At 61.9% G+C, this 15,997-nt stretch carries 17 protein-coding genes; 7 read left to right on the top strand and 10 right to left on the bottom strand.

Going from position 1 to position 15,997, the window contains the following annotated elements; all coding sequences use genetic code 11:
• Nucleotides 1-6: 6 nt before the first annotated feature.
• Nucleotides 7-807, top strand: coding sequence for a cysteine hydrolase family protein (locus tag AC3WS7_RS14740; protein WP_492656882.1), 801 nt, complete (start codon nucleotides 7-9; stop codon nucleotides 805-807).
• Here the strand turns inward: AC3WS7_RS14740 and AC3WS7_RS14735 are convergent.
• A complete protein-coding gene (locus AC3WS7_RS14735; RefSeq protein WP_492656881.1) occupies nucleotides 800-1,813 on the bottom strand; it encodes an MBL fold metallo-hydrolase in 1,014 nt (337 codons plus the stop codon). The two genes, AC3WS7_RS14740 and AC3WS7_RS14735, sit on opposite strands and share 8 nt — an antisense overlap.
• Nucleotides 1,814-1,828: 15 nt before the next feature.
• Nucleotides 1,829-1,957, bottom strand: a complete 129-nt coding sequence (locus AC3WS7_RS14730) for a hypothetical protein (RefSeq protein ID WP_296471720.1) — start codon at nucleotides 1,955-1,957, stop codon at nucleotides 1,829-1,831.
• A gap of 240 nt (nucleotides 1,958-2,197) precedes the next feature.
• Here AC3WS7_RS14730 and AC3WS7_RS14725 point away from each other — a divergent pair, with 240 nt between their 5' ends.
• The gene (locus AC3WS7_RS14725) at nucleotides 2,198-3,208 is read left to right on the top strand and encodes a M14 family zinc carboxypeptidase (protein ID WP_492656880.1); all 1,011 of its coding nucleotides are present in this window, start codon (nucleotides 2,198-2,200) and stop codon (nucleotides 3,206-3,208) included.
• A gap of 6 nt (nucleotides 3,209-3,214) precedes the next feature.
• Here the strand turns inward: AC3WS7_RS14725 and AC3WS7_RS14720 are convergent, their stop codons facing one another.
• Entirely contained in the window at nucleotides 3,215-4,126 is a 912-nt protein-coding gene (locus AC3WS7_RS14720) for an AEC family transporter (RefSeq protein WP_492656879.1), read from the bottom strand.
• Between the two features lie 111 nt (nucleotides 4,127-4,237).
• On the opposite strand from AC3WS7_RS14720, the gene AC3WS7_RS14715 reads away from it, so the two are divergent.
• Nucleotides 4,238-5,200: a tripartite tricarboxylate transporter substrate binding protein BugE gene (locus AC3WS7_RS14715; RefSeq protein ID WP_296471714.1), complete on the top strand. Its 963-nt coding sequence runs from the start codon at nucleotides 4,238-4,240 to the stop codon at nucleotides 5,198-5,200.
• A complete protein-coding gene (gene xerD, locus AC3WS7_RS14710) occupies nucleotides 5,197-6,102 on the top strand; it encodes a site-specific tyrosine recombinase XerD (RefSeq protein WP_492656878.1) in 906 nt (301 codons plus the stop codon). The genes AC3WS7_RS14715 and xerD overlap by 4 nt, the downstream gene beginning before the upstream one ends.
• A gap of 9 nt (nucleotides 6,103-6,111) precedes the next feature.
• On the opposite strand, the gene AC3WS7_RS14705 is transcribed toward xerD, so the two are convergent.
• Both AC3WS7_RS14705 and AC3WS7_RS14700 read right to left on the bottom strand, forming a co-directional pair.
• Nucleotides 6,112-7,362 (bottom strand): EAL and HDOD domain-containing protein, encoded by a 1,251-nt coding sequence (locus AC3WS7_RS14705; RefSeq protein ID WP_296471853.1) that lies wholly within the window; start codon nucleotides 7,360-7,362, stop codon nucleotides 6,112-6,114.
• A 25-nt stretch (nucleotides 7,363-7,387) separates the two neighbouring features.
• A complete protein-coding gene (locus AC3WS7_RS14700) occupies nucleotides 7,388-8,197 on the bottom strand; it encodes a ferritin-like domain-containing protein (RefSeq protein WP_492656877.1) in 810 nt (269 codons plus the stop codon).
• A 38-nt stretch (nucleotides 8,198-8,235) separates the two neighbouring features.
• Between AC3WS7_RS14700 and AC3WS7_RS14695 the strand changes: the two genes are divergently transcribed.
• Both AC3WS7_RS14695 and hslO read left to right on the top strand, forming a co-directional pair.
• Complete coding sequence (locus tag AC3WS7_RS14695) at nucleotides 8,236-8,760, top strand: gamma carbonic anhydrase family protein (RefSeq protein WP_492656876.1); 525 nt, start codon at nucleotides 8,236-8,238, stop codon at nucleotides 8,758-8,760.
• A 39-nt stretch (nucleotides 8,761-8,799) separates the two neighbouring features.
• The gene (hslO, locus tag AC3WS7_RS14690; RefSeq protein ID WP_296471707.1) at nucleotides 8,800-9,789 is read left to right on the top strand and encodes an Hsp33 family molecular chaperone HslO; all 990 of its coding nucleotides are present in this window, start codon (nucleotides 8,800-8,802) and stop codon (nucleotides 9,787-9,789) included.
• On the opposite strand, the gene AC3WS7_RS14685 is transcribed toward hslO, so the two are convergent.
• The 5 genes from AC3WS7_RS14685 to pyrG all read right to left on the bottom strand — a co-directional run bounded on the left by AC3WS7_RS14685 (nucleotide 9,775) and on the right by pyrG (nucleotide 14,682).
• Nucleotides 9,775-10,419 (bottom strand): AAA family ATPase, encoded by a 645-nt coding sequence (locus tag AC3WS7_RS14685; RefSeq protein WP_492656875.1) that lies wholly within the window; start codon nucleotides 10,417-10,419, stop codon nucleotides 9,775-9,777. The genes hslO and AC3WS7_RS14685 overlap by 15 nt on opposite strands.
• A gap of 15 nt (nucleotides 10,420-10,434) precedes the next feature.
• Nucleotides 10,435-10,710, bottom strand: coding sequence for a septum formation initiator family protein (locus AC3WS7_RS14680; RefSeq protein ID WP_492656874.1), 276 nt, complete (start codon nucleotides 10,708-10,710; stop codon nucleotides 10,435-10,437).
• A 104-nt stretch (nucleotides 10,711-10,814) separates the two neighbouring features.
• Nucleotides 10,815-12,098, bottom strand: coding sequence for a phosphopyruvate hydratase (gene eno, locus AC3WS7_RS14675; RefSeq protein WP_296471702.1), 1,284 nt, complete (start codon nucleotides 12,096-12,098; stop codon nucleotides 10,815-10,817).
• A gap of 60 nt (nucleotides 12,099-12,158) precedes the next feature.
• Complete coding sequence (kdsA, locus tag AC3WS7_RS14670; RefSeq protein ID WP_296471701.1) at nucleotides 12,159-13,013, bottom strand: 3-deoxy-8-phosphooctulonate synthase; 855 nt, start codon at nucleotides 13,011-13,013, stop codon at nucleotides 12,159-12,161.
• Nucleotide 13,014: 1 nt separating this feature from the next.
• Nucleotides 13,015-14,682, bottom strand: coding sequence for a CTP synthase (pyrG, locus tag AC3WS7_RS14665; RefSeq protein ID WP_296471700.1), 1,668 nt, complete (start codon nucleotides 14,680-14,682; stop codon nucleotides 13,015-13,017).
• Nucleotides 14,683-14,771: 89 nt separating this feature from the next.
• Between pyrG and coaBC the strand changes: the two genes are divergently transcribed.
• Nucleotides 14,772-15,989, top strand: a complete 1,218-nt coding sequence (coaBC, locus tag AC3WS7_RS14660) for a bifunctional phosphopantothenoylcysteine decarboxylase/phosphopantothenate--cysteine ligase CoaBC (protein WP_296471698.1) — start codon at nucleotides 14,772-14,774, stop codon at nucleotides 15,987-15,989.
• Nucleotides 15,990-15,997 lie beyond the last annotated feature (8 nt).

The following is a 15,997-nucleotide window of genomic DNA, read 5'->3' as shown; positions in this document are numbered from 1 at the left end:
CCGACCATGACGCCTTACGACCTGCTGGTCATTGACCCGCAAAACGACTTTCTGGACATTCCGGGTGCAGCCTTGCCGGTGCCCGGCGCCAATGCTGACATGGACCGGCTCGCCGCCTGGCTGACCACGCATGCGACCCAGGTGCAAAGCCTCACCGTCACGCTGGACTCCCACGCCAGCGTGGGCGTGGAGCGCACCACCTTTTGGCAGCAGGCGGATGGCGGCACGGTGGCACCGTTCACGCTGATTCGCGAGGCCGATGTGCAGGCCGGTACCTTCCGCCCGCGCCATGCCGACAAGACGGCCGAAGTACTGGCCTACCTGCAGGCGCTGGAGGCCACGGGACAGCGCCAGCTCATCGTCTGGCCGGTGCACTGCGTGCTGGGCACCTGGGGCCACAACATCCACAGCGGGCTCAGCGCAGCGATTGCGCACTGGGAGCAGAGCACCGGACGCAACTGCCACAAGGTGCTCAAGGGCCAGAACCCCATGACCGAACAGTACAGTGCCTTCAAGGCCGAAGTGCCGCGCGCTGACGACGAAAGAACCTTGCTCAACAAGCCCCTGATACGCACCCTGTCTACGCAAGTTGCTACGCTTTTAGTAGCGGGTGAGGCGCTGAGTCACTGCGTCGCTGCCTCGGTGGGGGATCTGATGGCGGAACTGCCGGCCGAGCGCTTGCAGGCCACGGTACTGCTGACTGACTGTATGAGCCCGGTCACCGGCTTTGAGGCGGCAGGCCAGGGCTTTCTGGCGCAGGCGCGTGCGGCAGGCTTGCGCACGACCACGCTGGATTCGCTTACTTGAGCGGGGGCGGCAGGCCCGCAAACACGTCCATGGGCTGCCACTCCAGCGGCAGCCGGATATCCACCTGGTCCTGGGCGGCCCGCTGCTGCAGGAACTGCATGGACGCCTCAAAGTCATCCAGCGGTTTGGGCATGGGCTGCATGGGCAGGGTGGACGGAATCCAGAAATCGTCCCAGTGGATGGGAATGACGCGCCGCGCCCCCACCGTGGCCACGGTCTCCTGCCAGTAGGCGGCCTTGTGCTCCGCACTGCGCGGGCCCATGGCCCCTATGCCCAGCAAGACCACATCTGCTTTCACCCCCTGTAGCGCAGCGGGCACAAAGCCAGCAGTGCCAGTGATCAGCAGGCTGCGCCCGTCGTGCGTGATGTGGGCCACATAACTCTGGCCTTCCTTGTACTCGGTGGCGCGTACGGGGGGCTTCAGCGGCGTCGTGATTTCGCCGCCGGTAAAGCCGGTGGGCGTGTGCACCGCCGGGTACAGCGTGACGGTGAAGCGCCCAAATGTGTAGGGCTTGCGCAGCTCTGCGGTGCGGATCTGCGCCTCGGGCAGGCCCCAGCCGCGGCCCACCATGGCTGTGGAGCCGGAGCCCAGCAGCAGCGCTCCGGTGCGCTGGGCCACCTCGGGCGCGTCCATGGCGTGGTCGTAATGGGAGTGCAGGGGAATGACCGCGGCCAGCTTGCCGGTGCGCGCCGGAATGCCAGCGCGCTGCATGCCGGCCGCAATGCCGGCCACATCGGGTTCCACCTGGCGCACAAAGGTGGTGAGTTTGTCGGGGCGGGAGAAAAATCCGTCGGTCAGCAGCGCGGTTTCACCGTCGTCCAGCAACACCGTGGCCACACCCAGAAAACTCACGCGCAAAGGTGTTTGTGCGGGTGTGGGGGGCTGCCAGCGCAGGGCGCTCAGGCCGTCCAGGCCGGGTGGATGGCTGAGCAACCAGGCCAGCACGGCGGCGCCGACGGCCAAGACCAACAGGATGACCACCGCCAGGCGCTTGAACCATTTCATGCGCGCAGTGTAGGGTCAGCGGCGTGGGCGGGGCAGTCGCGTGCGTTGCAGGGCCAGCAGTTCGCCCATGCCCTGCACCAGGGCTAGCGTGACGGCCAGCCAGGGCAGCAAGTGGTTGCGGCGGGGGGCGGAGTGGTGGCGCATCAGACTTCGATCAGCGCCACTGGCTCCAGCCAGTTGTCTTCGAACAGTTCGTCGAGCAAACGTTGCAGTCCAAGCAGTTTGAGGATCATGGAAGGCTCCCGGCGGGTTGCAGATGTGGCCACTCTAGGTGGCGAATGTGACGCTTTGATGGCACTGTGGTGGCATGGCATCAGCCCGCACAAACAGGCTGCACCGAAGGCTGCGCCCCACTATGCTGGCGCGTTATCTGGAGCTTTGCCTTTGTCACCACGCGCCCTCGATGCCCTGACCGAACTGGAACGCATTCTGCAGCTGGCCGGCAGCCGCGTGCAGACCCGTGTGGTACGCGAGGTGGACTGCCATGGCACTGCTTTGCCGGTTTACGCCATTGCCCTGGGCAACCCGGACCCGCAGGTACCAGCCATTGGTTTTTTTGGCGGTGTGCACGGCCTGGAGCGCATCGGTGCCGAGGTGGTGATTGCCTACCTGCAGAGCATCGTGATGCGCCTGACCTGGGACCACACCTTGCACCGCCAGCTCGAATCCTTGCGCTTGGTGTTCATGCCCCTGGTCAACCCCGGTGGCATGGCCTTGGGCACACGTGCCAACCCGCGTGGTGTGGACCTGATGCGCAACGCCCCGGTGGATGCGCTGGAGCCGGTGCCCGCACTGGTGGGCGGCCAGCGCCTGAGCGCGCGCCTGCCCTGGTACCGTGGCATGGCGGGCGCCCCCATGGAAGAAGAAAACCAGGCCGTGTGTGAGGTGGTGGCGCAGGAGCTGCTGCCGCGGCCGTTCAGCATGTCGGTGGACTGCCATTCGGGCTTCGGCGTGCAGGACCGGCTGTGGTTTCCGTTTGCCCACACCCGTCAGGCGCTGCACCATCTGGCCGAGATGTATGCGCTGCAGGCCATCTTCCGTCAGACCTACAACCACCACCCCTATGTGTTTGAGCCGCAAAGCCTGCAGTACTTGGCCCATGGCGACCTGTGGGACCACCTTTACCTGAAGTCGCGTGTGGTGCCCGAGCGGGTGTTTTTGCCGCTCACGCTGGAGATGGGGTCGTGGCTGTGGATCAAAAAGAATCCGCGCCAGCTATTCAGCCGCCATGGCATCTTCAACCCGCTGATCGGGCACCGGCAGGAACGTGTGTTGCGTCGCCACCTGTGGATGCTGGATTTTCTGACCCGTGCGGCCTGCAGTGCGGAGTCTTGGGTGCCCCAGGACAAGCAACGCCATGCACTGCACGCCGAGGCCTTGCAGCATTGGTACTGAGTGTGCCTAGAGGTATCGCAGCACGCCCAGTGCAAATGGCAGGCTGGCCATGCCAAACAGGGTGGACAGGGTGACCAGGCCGGCAACAAAGGCACCGTCATAGCCCATCCGGGCGGCCAGCACATAACAGCTCGACGCGGTGGGCAGGGCCGAGAAGGCCAGCAGCATGGTGGTTTGGGTGGGGTTGAGTTCAAAGAGCAGGGCTACGCCCAAAGCTGCGACAGGCGTGAGTGCGTGGCGAATCACCAGTACCGACACGGCCAATGCTTTGCCACGCGCCAGTGCGTTGAGCTGCATGCCAGCACCAGCGGCCATCAGGCCCAAAGCCAGCGAAGCTGCACCCAATCGCGTGACGGTGGGTTCCAGCCAGACGGGGATGCTGAAGCCCAGGAGATTGGCTATCAGCCCCGATGCCGTGGCGATGATCAGCGGATTGCGCAGCAGCTCACGCGCAAAACCGCGTTGTGCGTGTTTGGCCATGGGCCACACAGCAGCCACATTGAACAGTGGCACACACACGCCGATCAGCACGGCGATCAGTTGCAAGCCCTGCGGCCCCGCCAAACGGTCTGCAATGGCCAATCCGATGAACGAATTGAAGCGGAAGGCAATCTGTGCGCTGGAGGCATGGTCCCGTGCGTCGATGTGGCTGCCCAGCCAGGGCAGGCGGGGCAGGGCGTAGGCCATGGCGATACCCATCAGGCCGGTGGCCCAGCCCGCGCCGATGAGGCTGGAGGCAGTGCCCAGGTCCAGCGGGCTTTTCACAATCGAGTGAAACAGCAGCACCGGGAACAAAAAGTAGTACACCAGTGACTCGACCTGTTCCCATACCGGCCGATTCAGCGCGGTGTAGCGACAGACCAGGTACCCGAGCAGGATGAGAGAGAAATCGGGGAAAAGGAGTTGGGCGTAGTTCACCCTTGAAGGATAGCAGCCGGGTGGCTCGGGTTCGGGTTTTCACGGGGTGGGCGTGTAAGCCCGTGTCGGCTTTCATGCGGGTACCATGCGCGGCATACATAGGAGATTGCCATGCACCGTAGAGTTCTGTTTGCCGTGGGTTTGCTAGCCGCATCCAGCGCGGCGCTGGCCCAGGGCTACCCCAACAAAATCATCAAGCTGCAAGTGCCCTTCGCACCCGGTGGTACGACCGACATCATTGCCCGCGTGATTGCCGATCCGCTGGGCAAGGTGCTGGGCCAGAGTGTGATTGTGGAAAACAAGGCCGGCGGTGGTGGCGTGGTCGGTGCCAACGAGACGGCCAAGTCCGTGCCCGATGGCTATTCGTTGGGCATTGCCACGGTGTCCACGGTGGCGGCCAACCCGGCGATCAACCCCAAGAACCCGTACAACCCGCTCACCGATTTCACGCCCATCGTCAACATCGCGGCCACGCCCAATGTGATTGCCGTGCACCCGAGTTTTCCTGCCAAGGACTACAAGGGTTTTATAGCTGAGCTGAAAAAGAGTCCCGGCAAGTACTCATATGCCTCCTCCGGCACAGGGGGGATCGGTCATATGCAGACCGAGTTGTTCAAAAACTTGGCGGGCGTGTTTATCACCCACATTCCCTACCGCGGTGCGGGCCCGGCCCTGAATGACACCGTCGGGGGCCAGGTGCCGCTGATTTTTGACAACCTGCCATCGGCCTTGCCTTTCATTCAGGGTGGCCGCCTGGTGCCCATCGTGGTGTCTGCGCCCCAGCGGCTGGCCCAGTTGCCCAATGTGCCCACCTTCAAGGAAGTGGGGCTGGAGCCAGTGAATCGCATGGCCTTCTATGGCATTTACGGTCCCAAGGGTCTGCCCAAAGAGGTGGTGGACAAGGTGAACGCGGCGGTGCGCAAAGTGCTGGAAGACCCGGCCGTGCGCAAGCGTATTGAGGAAACTGGCTCCTTGATCGAGGGCAACAGCCCCGAGCAGTTCTCGGCCCAAATCAAAGCCGAATTCGAGGTCTACAAAAAAGTGGTGGAGTCCGCCAAATTGCGTCTGGAATGACGGCGGGCGGCGTAGACACCTCCACGATCGATACCTTTATCGACGCGTTGTGGCTGGAAGAAGGGCTGTCCAAAAACACCCTTCAGGCCTACCGCCGTGATCTCACGCTGTTCGCACAATGGCTGCAGGCCACTCCCCTCGTGGCGGCGCAGGAACTGCATATCCAGGGTTATTTTGCGGCCCAGCATGGGCAGACCAAGGCCACCACCGCCAACCGGCGGTTGACCGTCTTTCGCCGTTATTTCCGTTGGGCCTTGCGCGAGGGCATGGTCCAGCAGGACCCGACCCTCAAGCTGGATGCCGCCAAGCAGGCCCCACGTATCCCCAAAACCCTGACCGAGGCGCAGGTCGAGGCTTTGCTGGCAGCGCCTGACACCAGCGAAGCACTGGGCGTACGCGACCGCACCATGCTGGAGCTGATGTATGCCAGTGGCCTGCGCGTGAGCGAACTGGTGGAGTTGCGCGTGCTGAATGTGGGGCTCAACGAAGGTGTGTTGCGTGTGATGGGCAAAGGGTCCAAAGAGCGCTTGGTGCCCTTTGGGGAAGTGGCTGGTGTTTGGTTGCAACGTTACCTGGGGCAGGCTCGCCCAGAGTTGCTGGGCCCCAAGCAAACGCAGGACCTGTTTGTGACCGTGCGCGGCAGCAAGGCTGGCACGGCGATGACGCGTGTGATGTTTTGGGCGCTGGTGAAGCGTTATGCCTTGCATGCGGGCATTCGCGCGCCGATGTCACCACATACCCTGCGCCATGCTTTTGCAACGCACTTGCTCAACCACGGGGCCGATTTGCGTTCGGTGCAAATGCTGCTGGGCCATGCCGACATCTCCACAACCACCATCTACACGCATGTAGCGCGGGAGCGCCTGGCGGCGTTGCACGCCCAGCACCACCCGCGTGGCTGACAACGACGCCTAGGCGAGCAGGGTTTCGGCCCAGGCCAGAGCTTGCAAGTGTGCCCAGTTGACCTGGTTGCTGCTCAGGCCCAGTGCGACCGATGTGCTGGCAAAGGTCTCGTCGTCACCGGACTCGCAGGCCTGGGCCAGTGCCAGGTAGGGCGCCAGGGGGCCGGTGCCATACAGCAGGGCGTTGGTCACCGTGTCTGGCAGGCTTAGTGTGGCCAGGGCGGCCGGCATGGGTACGCCCAGCAAGGTGTCCAGCAGAGAGAAAATGCCCACCACGAAGGCGTTGTCACTTTCCTCGGGCGGCAAGGAGTCTGTGGTCAACAACTCCATCAGGCGGCCGCGCACTACGGCGGTATTGCCCACCGCAGGGGGCACTTCACCGGTCTGCGAGGTGGTAAGAAGCAGGGCGGCCCACTTGAAGAGTTTCTTCAGGCCCAGCAACATCACCGCGTGCTTGAACGAGGTCACCTCGGTGCGCAGGCCAAAGCTGGCCGAATTCATAAAGCGCAGCAGATTGAAGGACAGCGTGGGGTCACGCTTGAGTACTTCCTCAATTTCGTGCGTGCTGGCTTGTTGGCGTACCAAGTTGATGAGTTGCAAGATGGTCGCTTGCGCGGGGCGTATGGTCTGGCCCTCCAGAAGCACTGGTTTGGCAAACCAGTAGCCCTGAAACAATTGCACGCCCAGCTCCTGCAGCATCTCGTACTGCTGTGACGTTTCTACTTTTTCTGCCACTAACTGTGCACTCGATTTGGACTGTGCCAGTTTGATGAAAGAACTGATGGATGCGGGCTTGAGTACGGACAGATCGAACTTGATGAAGGAGGCCAGGGGCAGCCAGGTCTCGTACGAGCGGGTGAGCACCGAGTAGTCAAAGGCCAGACGAAATCCGCGCTCGCGCATGGCCAGCAGGGTGGGAAGCCGGGTCTGGATCTGCTCCACCTGCGTCACCGGCAGTGGTGGGATTTCCAGCACGATCTGCTCCGGTGCTACCAACTCCAAGTGGCCGCCGGCGAGGCTGTCATGGGTGCAGTTGATGAACAGGGCCTTCTTCTCCATCAAAGCCTGGGTGTCAGCCATGGACAGGAGGTTGAAGAGCAATTGGGCATCGCTGGAGGCTGTGTGCTGTTCTGCAGCCACAGAGCGGTCAAACAGTTCGTAGCCAAAGATGTTGCGCTGGCTGTCGAGAATGGCCTGGCGTGCGATGGCGACCAGAGGGCCTGCAGGGGCGGTGGCGTGGGAGGCTGTGTCAGGCGGCATGGTGGTGTGCGGGGTTCGGACCATTCTAGACCTGCGTCAACCCACTGGCTTGCAGGACAGCCAGTTCGGCATCGGTGAAGCCTGCGCGTTTGCGGGCCAGCAGGTTGAAGGGCGGTTTGGGGCGTGGCGCCGCATGCTGCAAGGCCGCTTGGGCATAAAAGGGGGCCGGCTCCAGCCCTTCGCGCTGGCAGAGCCAGTGGAACCATTGGTTGCCGATGGCGACGTGGCCCACTTCTTCGCGCAGGATGGTGTCCAGAATGTCGCAGGCCTCCAGGGCCTGGGGCGTGCCGACCTTGCGCAGCTTGGCCTGAATCAGGGGTGTGGCATCCAGGCCCCGGGCTTCCAGGGTGCGCGGGACCAGAGCCATGCGGGCCACCACATCGTGGCGGGTGTTCTCGCACATGGTCCACAGCCCGTCGTGGGCGGAAAAACTGCCATAGGTGTAGCCACAGCGCTGCAAGTGGATTTGCAAGGACTGGAAGTGCTGCGACTCCTCCAGTGCCACCTGCATCCAGTCGCGGTAGTAGGCCTCGGGCATATTGGCAAAGCGCCAGACGGCATCCAGCGCAAGGTTGATGGCATTAAATTCAATGTGCGTGATGGAGTGCAGCAGCGCGGCATGGCCATCCGGCGTGAAGGGCGAGCGCCTGGGCACCTCTTTGGGTTCGACCAGCAGCGGCAGGCCCGGGCGCCCAGGGCGCTCGGGCCAGACAAAGGTGTGGTGGCGGTCCACATTCAGCGTAGCCTGTTGGGACCCAAATCGCTGTAGCGCCGCCACCTTGGCGGCAGGATCACAGATTTCAAAGGCTTGCAGCGCACAGTGTCGAAGTTCCATCTCTACAATTCTAGTTTTTCAGCAATCTGGGGATGGACATGGCTATTTACGAACTCGACCAGATTGCGCCACGCCTTGCGGCATCGGCCTGGGTGGCAGACAGTGCCCAGGTGATGGGCGATGTGGACGTGGCGGAGGATGCCAGTGTCTGGTTTGGTGCGGTGGTGCGCGGCGACACCGAGACCATCCGCATTGGCAAGGGCTCCAACATCCAGGATGCCAGCGTGCTGCATGCGGATATCGGCAAGCCGCTGACGATTGGCGAGAACGTCACGGTGGGCCACCAGGTCATGTTGCATGGCTGCACCATTGGTGATGGTTCACTGATCGGCATTGGTGCCATCGTGCTCAATGGGGCCAAGATCGGCAAGGGCTGTATTGTGGGTGCTGGATCACTGGTGACGGAAGGCAAGGAATTTCCTGATGGTTCCATGATCCTGGGCAGTCCGGCCAAAGTGGTGCGGGAGTTGTCTGCGGAACAGCAGGCCGGCTTGCGCCTGAGTGCGCTGCATTACATCGAGAATGCGCGCCGCTTCAAAAACGGATTGAAAAAGATTGCTTAACCGCTGGCCCTGCATGGGCTGGCTTGAAGGGAGACGTGCATGTCGGAGTTGCACAAGTTTTTGTTTGATGGATTGCCGGTACGTGGCGCCGTGGTGCGCTTGACTGACGCCTGGGTGGAAGTTCTACGCCGCCGTGCGTCCAACTCCCACACAGGCGCCTACCCCGCACCAGTGCAAAACATGTTGGGAGAAATGACGGCCGCAGCGGTGCTGATGCAGTCCAACATCAAGTTCGACGGTGCCCTGGTGCTGCAGATCTTTGGGGATGGTCCTGTGCAGGTGGCCGTGGTGGAAGTTCAATCCGACTTGAAGCTGCGCGCGACGGCTACGGTGGCGGGTGACGTGGCTGCCGATTTGTCGCTGAGTCAGATGGTGAATGTGAGTAACCAGGGGCGCTGTGCCATCACGCTGGACCCCAAGACCAAGTTCCCAGGGCAGCAGCCTTACCAGGGCGTGGTACCGCTGTTTGATGACCATGGCCGCCCGATTGAAAAACTCAGCGCGGTGCTGGAACATTACATGCTGCAGAGTGAGCAGCTCGACACTACCCTGGTGCTGGCCGCAGATGACAAGGTTGCCGCAGGCCTGTTGATCCAGCGTCTGCCCATGCAAGGCGAGAGCAATTTGTCAGGCAGCATGGTGTCCAAGGAGAACGAGGATGCGATTGGCCTCAACGAGCACTACAACCGTATTGCCACCCTGGCGGCCAGCCTCAAACGTGAGGAGCTGTTGACGCTGGATGTGGACACAATTTTGCGCCGCCTGTTCTGGGAAGAGCAGGTCACGCGCTTCGAGCCACTGGTGGGTGAGACTGCCCCCCGTTTTGTTTGCAGTTGCAGCCGCGAACGCGTGGCCAAAATGATCGTTAGCCTGGGACGTGAGGAAGTGGAGAGCATCTTGTCGGAGCGCGCAGACATTGAAGTGTCCTGTGAGTTCTGCGGGGCCCAGCACCGCTTTGACCCGATCGATGCAGCGCAGCTGTTCACCGATCCCGTGCAGCGTGTAGACGGTGGTTCAGACGCGCACTGAGGTCGTTGGTGTGAGCCGGCTGAACAGTCGGTGCTCGCAGTCCGCATCGGAGCAGGTGTCGCATACCCAGACCCATGCGGGGCCCGCAGTGCTTGGCAGCTGTGCGCGTTGCCTGGCGTCGGCATGCGTGATGGCTTGCAGTGCTGCCTGTAATCGCAGCGGACCCAGGCCGTAGACCGTGGCAAACGGCAGCCGTTGTGCGAGCAGCACTTCGCGCAACCGGGCATCCACACGCCGTTGCATGGCCACGCCGTCGCGCTGGATGCCATCGGCTACCCATGGCAAATCAAGGCATGCCAGCAGGGTGACGTCGAGGCTGCGCTGAAGCGCGATTGCGGCGGCGTACAGGCTGTTGTCCTGGAATAGCATGTCGCTGTACACAGCGGTGACAAGGGGGGTTGTGTCTGCCACCACGCAGGCAGCCCGGGCCTGTGCAATGCGCGCAGCTTGTGTGTCGGCGACGTGCGATTGTTCGTGGGCTTGTGGTGGGCGTCCGTGCTGTGCGCTCCACGTGCGCAGATATTCCGGGATGAGTTCGACGGAGCCGTAGCGGGGTTGCAGCGCGGTGTGAAGCGCGTGGGACAGCGTGGATTTGCCGCTGCACTCGGCGCCCACAATACCAATCTTCATGTAGGAACGCCGAAGTTAGCGTGCGATCTGCACGTAAATTTCGTTGACCTTGACCATGCCAAGCTCGGCGCGGGCTTTCTCTTCCACGATTTCCAGACCTTCGCGCAGGTCACTGATTTCAGCCGCCAAACGTTCATTGGCTTGGGTGGCCTGGGTGTTGTGCTGCTTTTGTGCATCCAACTGTGCCGCCAATCTGGACACATTGGGCACACTGCCCCGCCCGAACCACAGTTGCCCGTGCAAGATCACCAGCAAGGCGATCAATGCAGCGGGAACAAGGCGATTGGCCATGCTCAACTCCGTGCGGCGGGTTGCGCCGCCGGGCCGCCCCAAGGCGCAACGCTGCCCCCGTGGGGGGCAGCAAAGGACACGAAGTAGGTGAGCGTGGGGGCCATTTACTTCAGGTTATAGAACGCGGCGCGGCCGGGGTACACCGCCACATCACCCAAGTCCTCTTCGATGCGCAGCAGCTGGTTGTACTTGGCCATGCGGTCGGAGCGGCTCAAGGAGCCGGTCTTGATTTGACCAGCGTTGGTGCCCACCGCGATGTCGGAGATGGTGGAGTCTTCGGTTTCGCCCGAACGGTGGCTGATCACGGCGGTGTAACCGGCACGCTTGGCCATTTCAATGGCGGCGAAGGTTTCAGACAGCGTACCGATCTGGTTGATCTTGATCAGGATCGAGTTGGCAATGCCCTTGTCGATACCTTCTTTCAGGATCTTGGTATTGGTCACGAACAAATCGTCACCCACGATTTGCACTTTGGCGCCCAAGCGGTCGGTCAAGACCTTCCAGCCATCCCAGTCGCCTTCGGCCATGCCGTCTTCAATGGAGATGATGGGGTATTTGTCGACCCAAGTCGCCAGCATGTCGGTCCACTCTTGGGCAGTCAGACTCAGGCCTTCACCTTCCAGCTCGTACTTGCCATCCTTGTAGAACTCGGAAGCGGCGCAGTCCAGGCCCAAAGCGATTTGTTCGCCGGCCACATAGCCAGCCTTGTCGATCGCTTGCAGGATCATTTGAATGGCAGCTTCGTGGTTGGCCACGTTGGGCGCAAAGCCACCTTCATCACCCACGGCGGTGCTGATACCTTGGTCATGCAGAATCTTTTTCAGTGCGTGGAACACTTCGGCACCCCAGCGCAGGGCTTCGCGGAAGCTGGGCGCGCCCACGGGGATGATCATCAACTCTTGCAGGTCGAGGTTGTTGTTCGCGTGCTCACCTCCGTTCATGACGTTCATCATGGGCACGGGCATTTGCACACTGCCCATGCCGCCGAAGTAACGGTACAGGGGGAGGCCGGCTTCTTCGGCCGCTGCACGGGCGACGGCCATGGACACGGCCAACATTGCGTTGGCGCCCAAGCGGCTTTTGTTCTCGGTGCCGTCCAGGTCAATCAGGGTCTTGTCCAGGAAAGCTTGTTCGGAGGCATCGAGGCCCAACACGGCTTCGGAGATTTCAGTGTTGATGTGTTCAACAGCCTTCAGAACGCCCTTGCCCAGGTAACGCTTCTTGTCGCCGTCGCGCAGCTCAATGGCCTCGCGCGAACCGGTGGATGCGCCAGAGGGCACGGCTGCACGACCCATGGTGCCCGACTCCAGCAACACGTCGCACTCTACGGTGGGGTTGCCGCGGGAGTCCAGAATTTCGCGACCGACGATATCAACAATTGCGCTCATTGGTTTCTTTCAAGTTCAAAAACACACAAACAAAAACGGCACACGGCATCATGCCCACGATCACTGGAAATTGTTTTCCAGCAAGGCGGTTTTTTTGGTTACGGAATCGAGTGCCACCAAAGTTTCCAGCAGTGCCTTCATGTGGCGCAACGGTACGGCGTTGGGACCATCGGACCACGCTTCGGCGGGGCGGGGATGGGTTTCCATGAAGAGCCCGGCCACGCCCGCGGCCACGCCGGCCCGTGCCAGCACGGGGACCATCTCGCGCGCGCCACCACTGCTGCCACCCAGACCTCCGGGCTTTTGCACCGAGTGGGTCACGTCGAACACGACAGGTGCTCCCGACTTGCGCATCTCGGCCAGGCTGGTCATGTCGGCCACGAGGTTGTTGTAGCCAAAGCTCACGCCGCGCTCGCAGGCCAGGAAGCGGTCGGCTGAGAGCCCGGCCTCTTCGGCGGCAGCACGGGCCTTGTCGATCACGTTCTTCATGTCCCAGGGGGCGAGGAACTGGCCCTTTTTGATATTCACCGGTTTTCCGCTTTGCGCCACGGCGCGGATGAAGTCGGTCTGGCGGCACAGAAAGGCGGGGGTCTGCAGTACGTCCACCACACTGGCGACTTCGGCCACATGGGATTCGTCATGCACATCCGTCAGGATGGGCAATTGCAACTGGCGGCGTACCTCGTCCAGGATTTTCAGTCCGGCGTCCAGGCCGACGCCGCGTTTGCTGGTGCCGGAGGAGCGGTTGGCCTTGTCGAAGGAGCCTTTGTAGATCAGGGGGATGCCCAAGGCAGTACAGGCTTCCTTGAGCTGGCCCGCCACTTCGATGGACATTTCCAGGCCTTCGATGGAGCAGGTGCCCGCGATCAGGAAGAAGCGGTGCTCCAGGCCAATATCAAATCCACAGAGTTCCATATCAGGCGACCGCTTTCAAACTTTTGCCTTCGGACTGGTGGTCCACCGCAGCCTTGATGAAGGCATTGAACAGTGGATGGCCGTTCCATGGCGTAGACTTGAATTCTGGGTGGAACTGCACACCGACAAACCAGGGATGCACGGTTTGTGGCAACTCCACAATTTCCGTGAGTTGCTCGCGCTGGGTCAGTGCAGAAATCACCAAGCCAGCTTCGCGCAGCTGGTCCAGGTAGTTCACGTTGGCTTCGTAGCGGTGGCGGTGGCGCTCGGTCACCACGTTGCCGTAAATCTTGTGGGCCAGCGTGCCCTTGGCGACATCGGAGCTTTGTGCGCCCAGGCGCATGGTCCCGCCCAGGTCGGAGTTGGCGTCACGCGTCTTGATGGTGCCGTCTGCATCCTTCCACTCGGTGATCAGCGCGATCACGGGGTTGGGGCTGGCGGGTTCGAACTCGGTGCTGTTGGCGTCGGCGAGGCCGGCCACGTTGCGGGCGAACTCGATGGTGGCGACCTGCATGCCCAGGCAGATGCCCAGGTAGGGGACCTTGTTTTCGCGGGCAAAGCGGGCGGTGCTGATCTTGCCTTCAATACCGCGCTTGCCGAAGCCGCCGGGCACCAGAATGGCGTCGTACTTGGCCAACTGGTTCACGCTAGCGGTGTCAATCGTTTCGGAATCCACGTGTTCGATCTTCACACGTACATGGTTTTTCATGCCGGCGTGGCGCAGCGCTTCGTTGACCGATTTGTAGCTGTCCGTCAGGTCCACATATTTGCCCACCATGGCGATGGTGACTTCGCCCTTGGGGTGCTCCGTCTCGTAGACCAGTTCGTCCCAGCGCTTGAGGTTGGCGGGGGGCGTGTTCAGGCGCAGCTTGTCGCAGATCAGGCCATCCAAACCCTGCTCGTGCAGCATGCGCGGCACCTTGTAGATGGTGTCCACGTCCCACATGGAGATCACGCCCCACTCAGGCACGTTGGAGAACAGCGAGATCTTGGCGCGCTCTTCGTCGGGGATCGGGCGGTCAGCGCGGCACAACAACGCATCGGCTTGAATGCCGATTTCACGCAGTTGCTTGGCGGTGTGTTGGGTGGGTTTGGTCTTCAACTCACCCGCTGCTGCAATCCAGGGCAGGTAGCTCAAGTGCACAAAGGCGCTGTTGTTGGGGCCGAGCTTGAGGCTCATTTGGCGCACCGCTTCAAGGAAGGGCAGGGACTCGATGTCACCTACGGTGCCACCGATTTCCACAATCGCCACATCCACCGCATCCGGCTCGCCAAAGCGCGCGCCGCGCTTCACAAACTCCTGGATTTCGTTGGTGACGTGGGGAATGACCTGCACGGTCTTGCCCAGGTAGTCACCGCGGCGCTCTTTGTCGAGCACGCTCTTGTAGATCTGGCCGGTGGTGAAGTTGTTGGTCTTGCGCATGCGCGTTTCGATGAAACGCTCGTAGTGGCCCAAGTCCAGATCGGTTTCTGCGCCGTCGTCGGTGACAAACACCTCGCCGTGCTGCAGTGGTGACATGGTGCCGGGGTCTACGTTGAGGTAGGGGTCAAGCTTGATGAGGGTGACTGTCAGGCCCCGCGATTCCAGAATCGCAGCTAAGGAGGCTGAGGCGATTCCCTTGCCAAGGGAAGACACCACACCGCCGGTGACGAAGACAAATTTGGTCATGTCAGGGGCGAACCTATGGGTTCGATGAGGTGGTAAAGCGAGATTATAGGCGTCTGCTACATTGCGGTCCTCGGCTCTAGAGGCACTCCATGGATTTATCTGGCAAACACATCGTTCTGGGGCTCACCGGCGGCATCGCCTGCTACAAGGCGGCCGAACTCTGCCGTGCGTTGATCAAGCAGGGCGCCACCGTGCAAGTGGTGATGACCGAGGCGGCCGCGCAGTTCATCACGCCGGTGACCATGCAGGCGCTCAGCAACCGCCCCGTGTACGACTCGCAGTGGGACGCGCGGGAGCGCAACAACATGCCCCACATCAACCTGAGTCGCGAGGCCGATGCCATCCTGATTGCCCCGTGCAGTGCCGACTTCATGGCCAAACTTCTGCATGGCCGCGCCGACGATTTGCTGAGCCTGATGTGCCTGGCCCGTCCCATCGAATCCGTGCCGCTATTGATTGCACCCGCCATGAACCGCGAAATGTGGGCGCACCCCGCCACGCAGCGCAACCTGGCGCAGCTGCAGGCTGACGGTGCGACCTTGCTGGGCGTGGGCAGCGGCTTTCAGGCCTGTGGTGAAACCGGTGATGGCCGCATGCTGGAGCCGCAGGAACTGCTGGAAGACGTGATTGCCTTTTTTCAGCCCAAGGTGCTGGCCGGCCAGCGCGTGCTGGTCACCGCGGGTCCCACCTTCGAGGCGATTGACCCGGTGCGTGGCATCACCAACCTGTCCAGCGGCAAGATGGGTTTTGCCATCGCTCGCGCGGCTCACGAAGCGGGCGCAGAGGTCACCCTGGTAGCCGGTCCCGTATCCCTGTCCACACCGCGAGGTGTGCAGCGTGTGGATGTGAAATCTGCACAAAATATGCATGTAGCCAGCGTGGAATATGCACAAGCAGCTACTATTTTTATAGCAACTGCAGCCGTTGCCGATTGGCGTCCCGCGCAGGCGTCAGACCAGAAGATCAAGAAAGACGGCTCCGGCAACACGCCCGTGCTGGGCTTTGTCGAAAACCCGGACATCCTGGCAGACATTGCCCATTCACCACGCGCCACCAATGGCGCCTTGTTCTGCGTGGGCTTTGCTGCCGAAAGTCATGACCTGCTAGCACACGCGACGGCCAAACGCGCGCGCAAGGGGGTGCCACTGCTGGTCGGTAACATCGGTCCCGCCACCTTTGGGCAAGACGACAACGCGTTGCTGCTGGTAGATGCCCAGGGTGCGCAAGAACTCCCCCGCAACTCCAAACTGGCCTTGGCCCGGCAACTGGTTGCCGAAATTGCCAAGCGCCAACGTGCCACCCATTGAAGCTATCC

The organism is Rhodoferax sp. EU05-FHT12H12, assembly GCF_058791215.1.
Note: the sequence above shows the minus strand (reverse complement) of the source record. Positions and strands in the feature narration are given on the sequence as shown.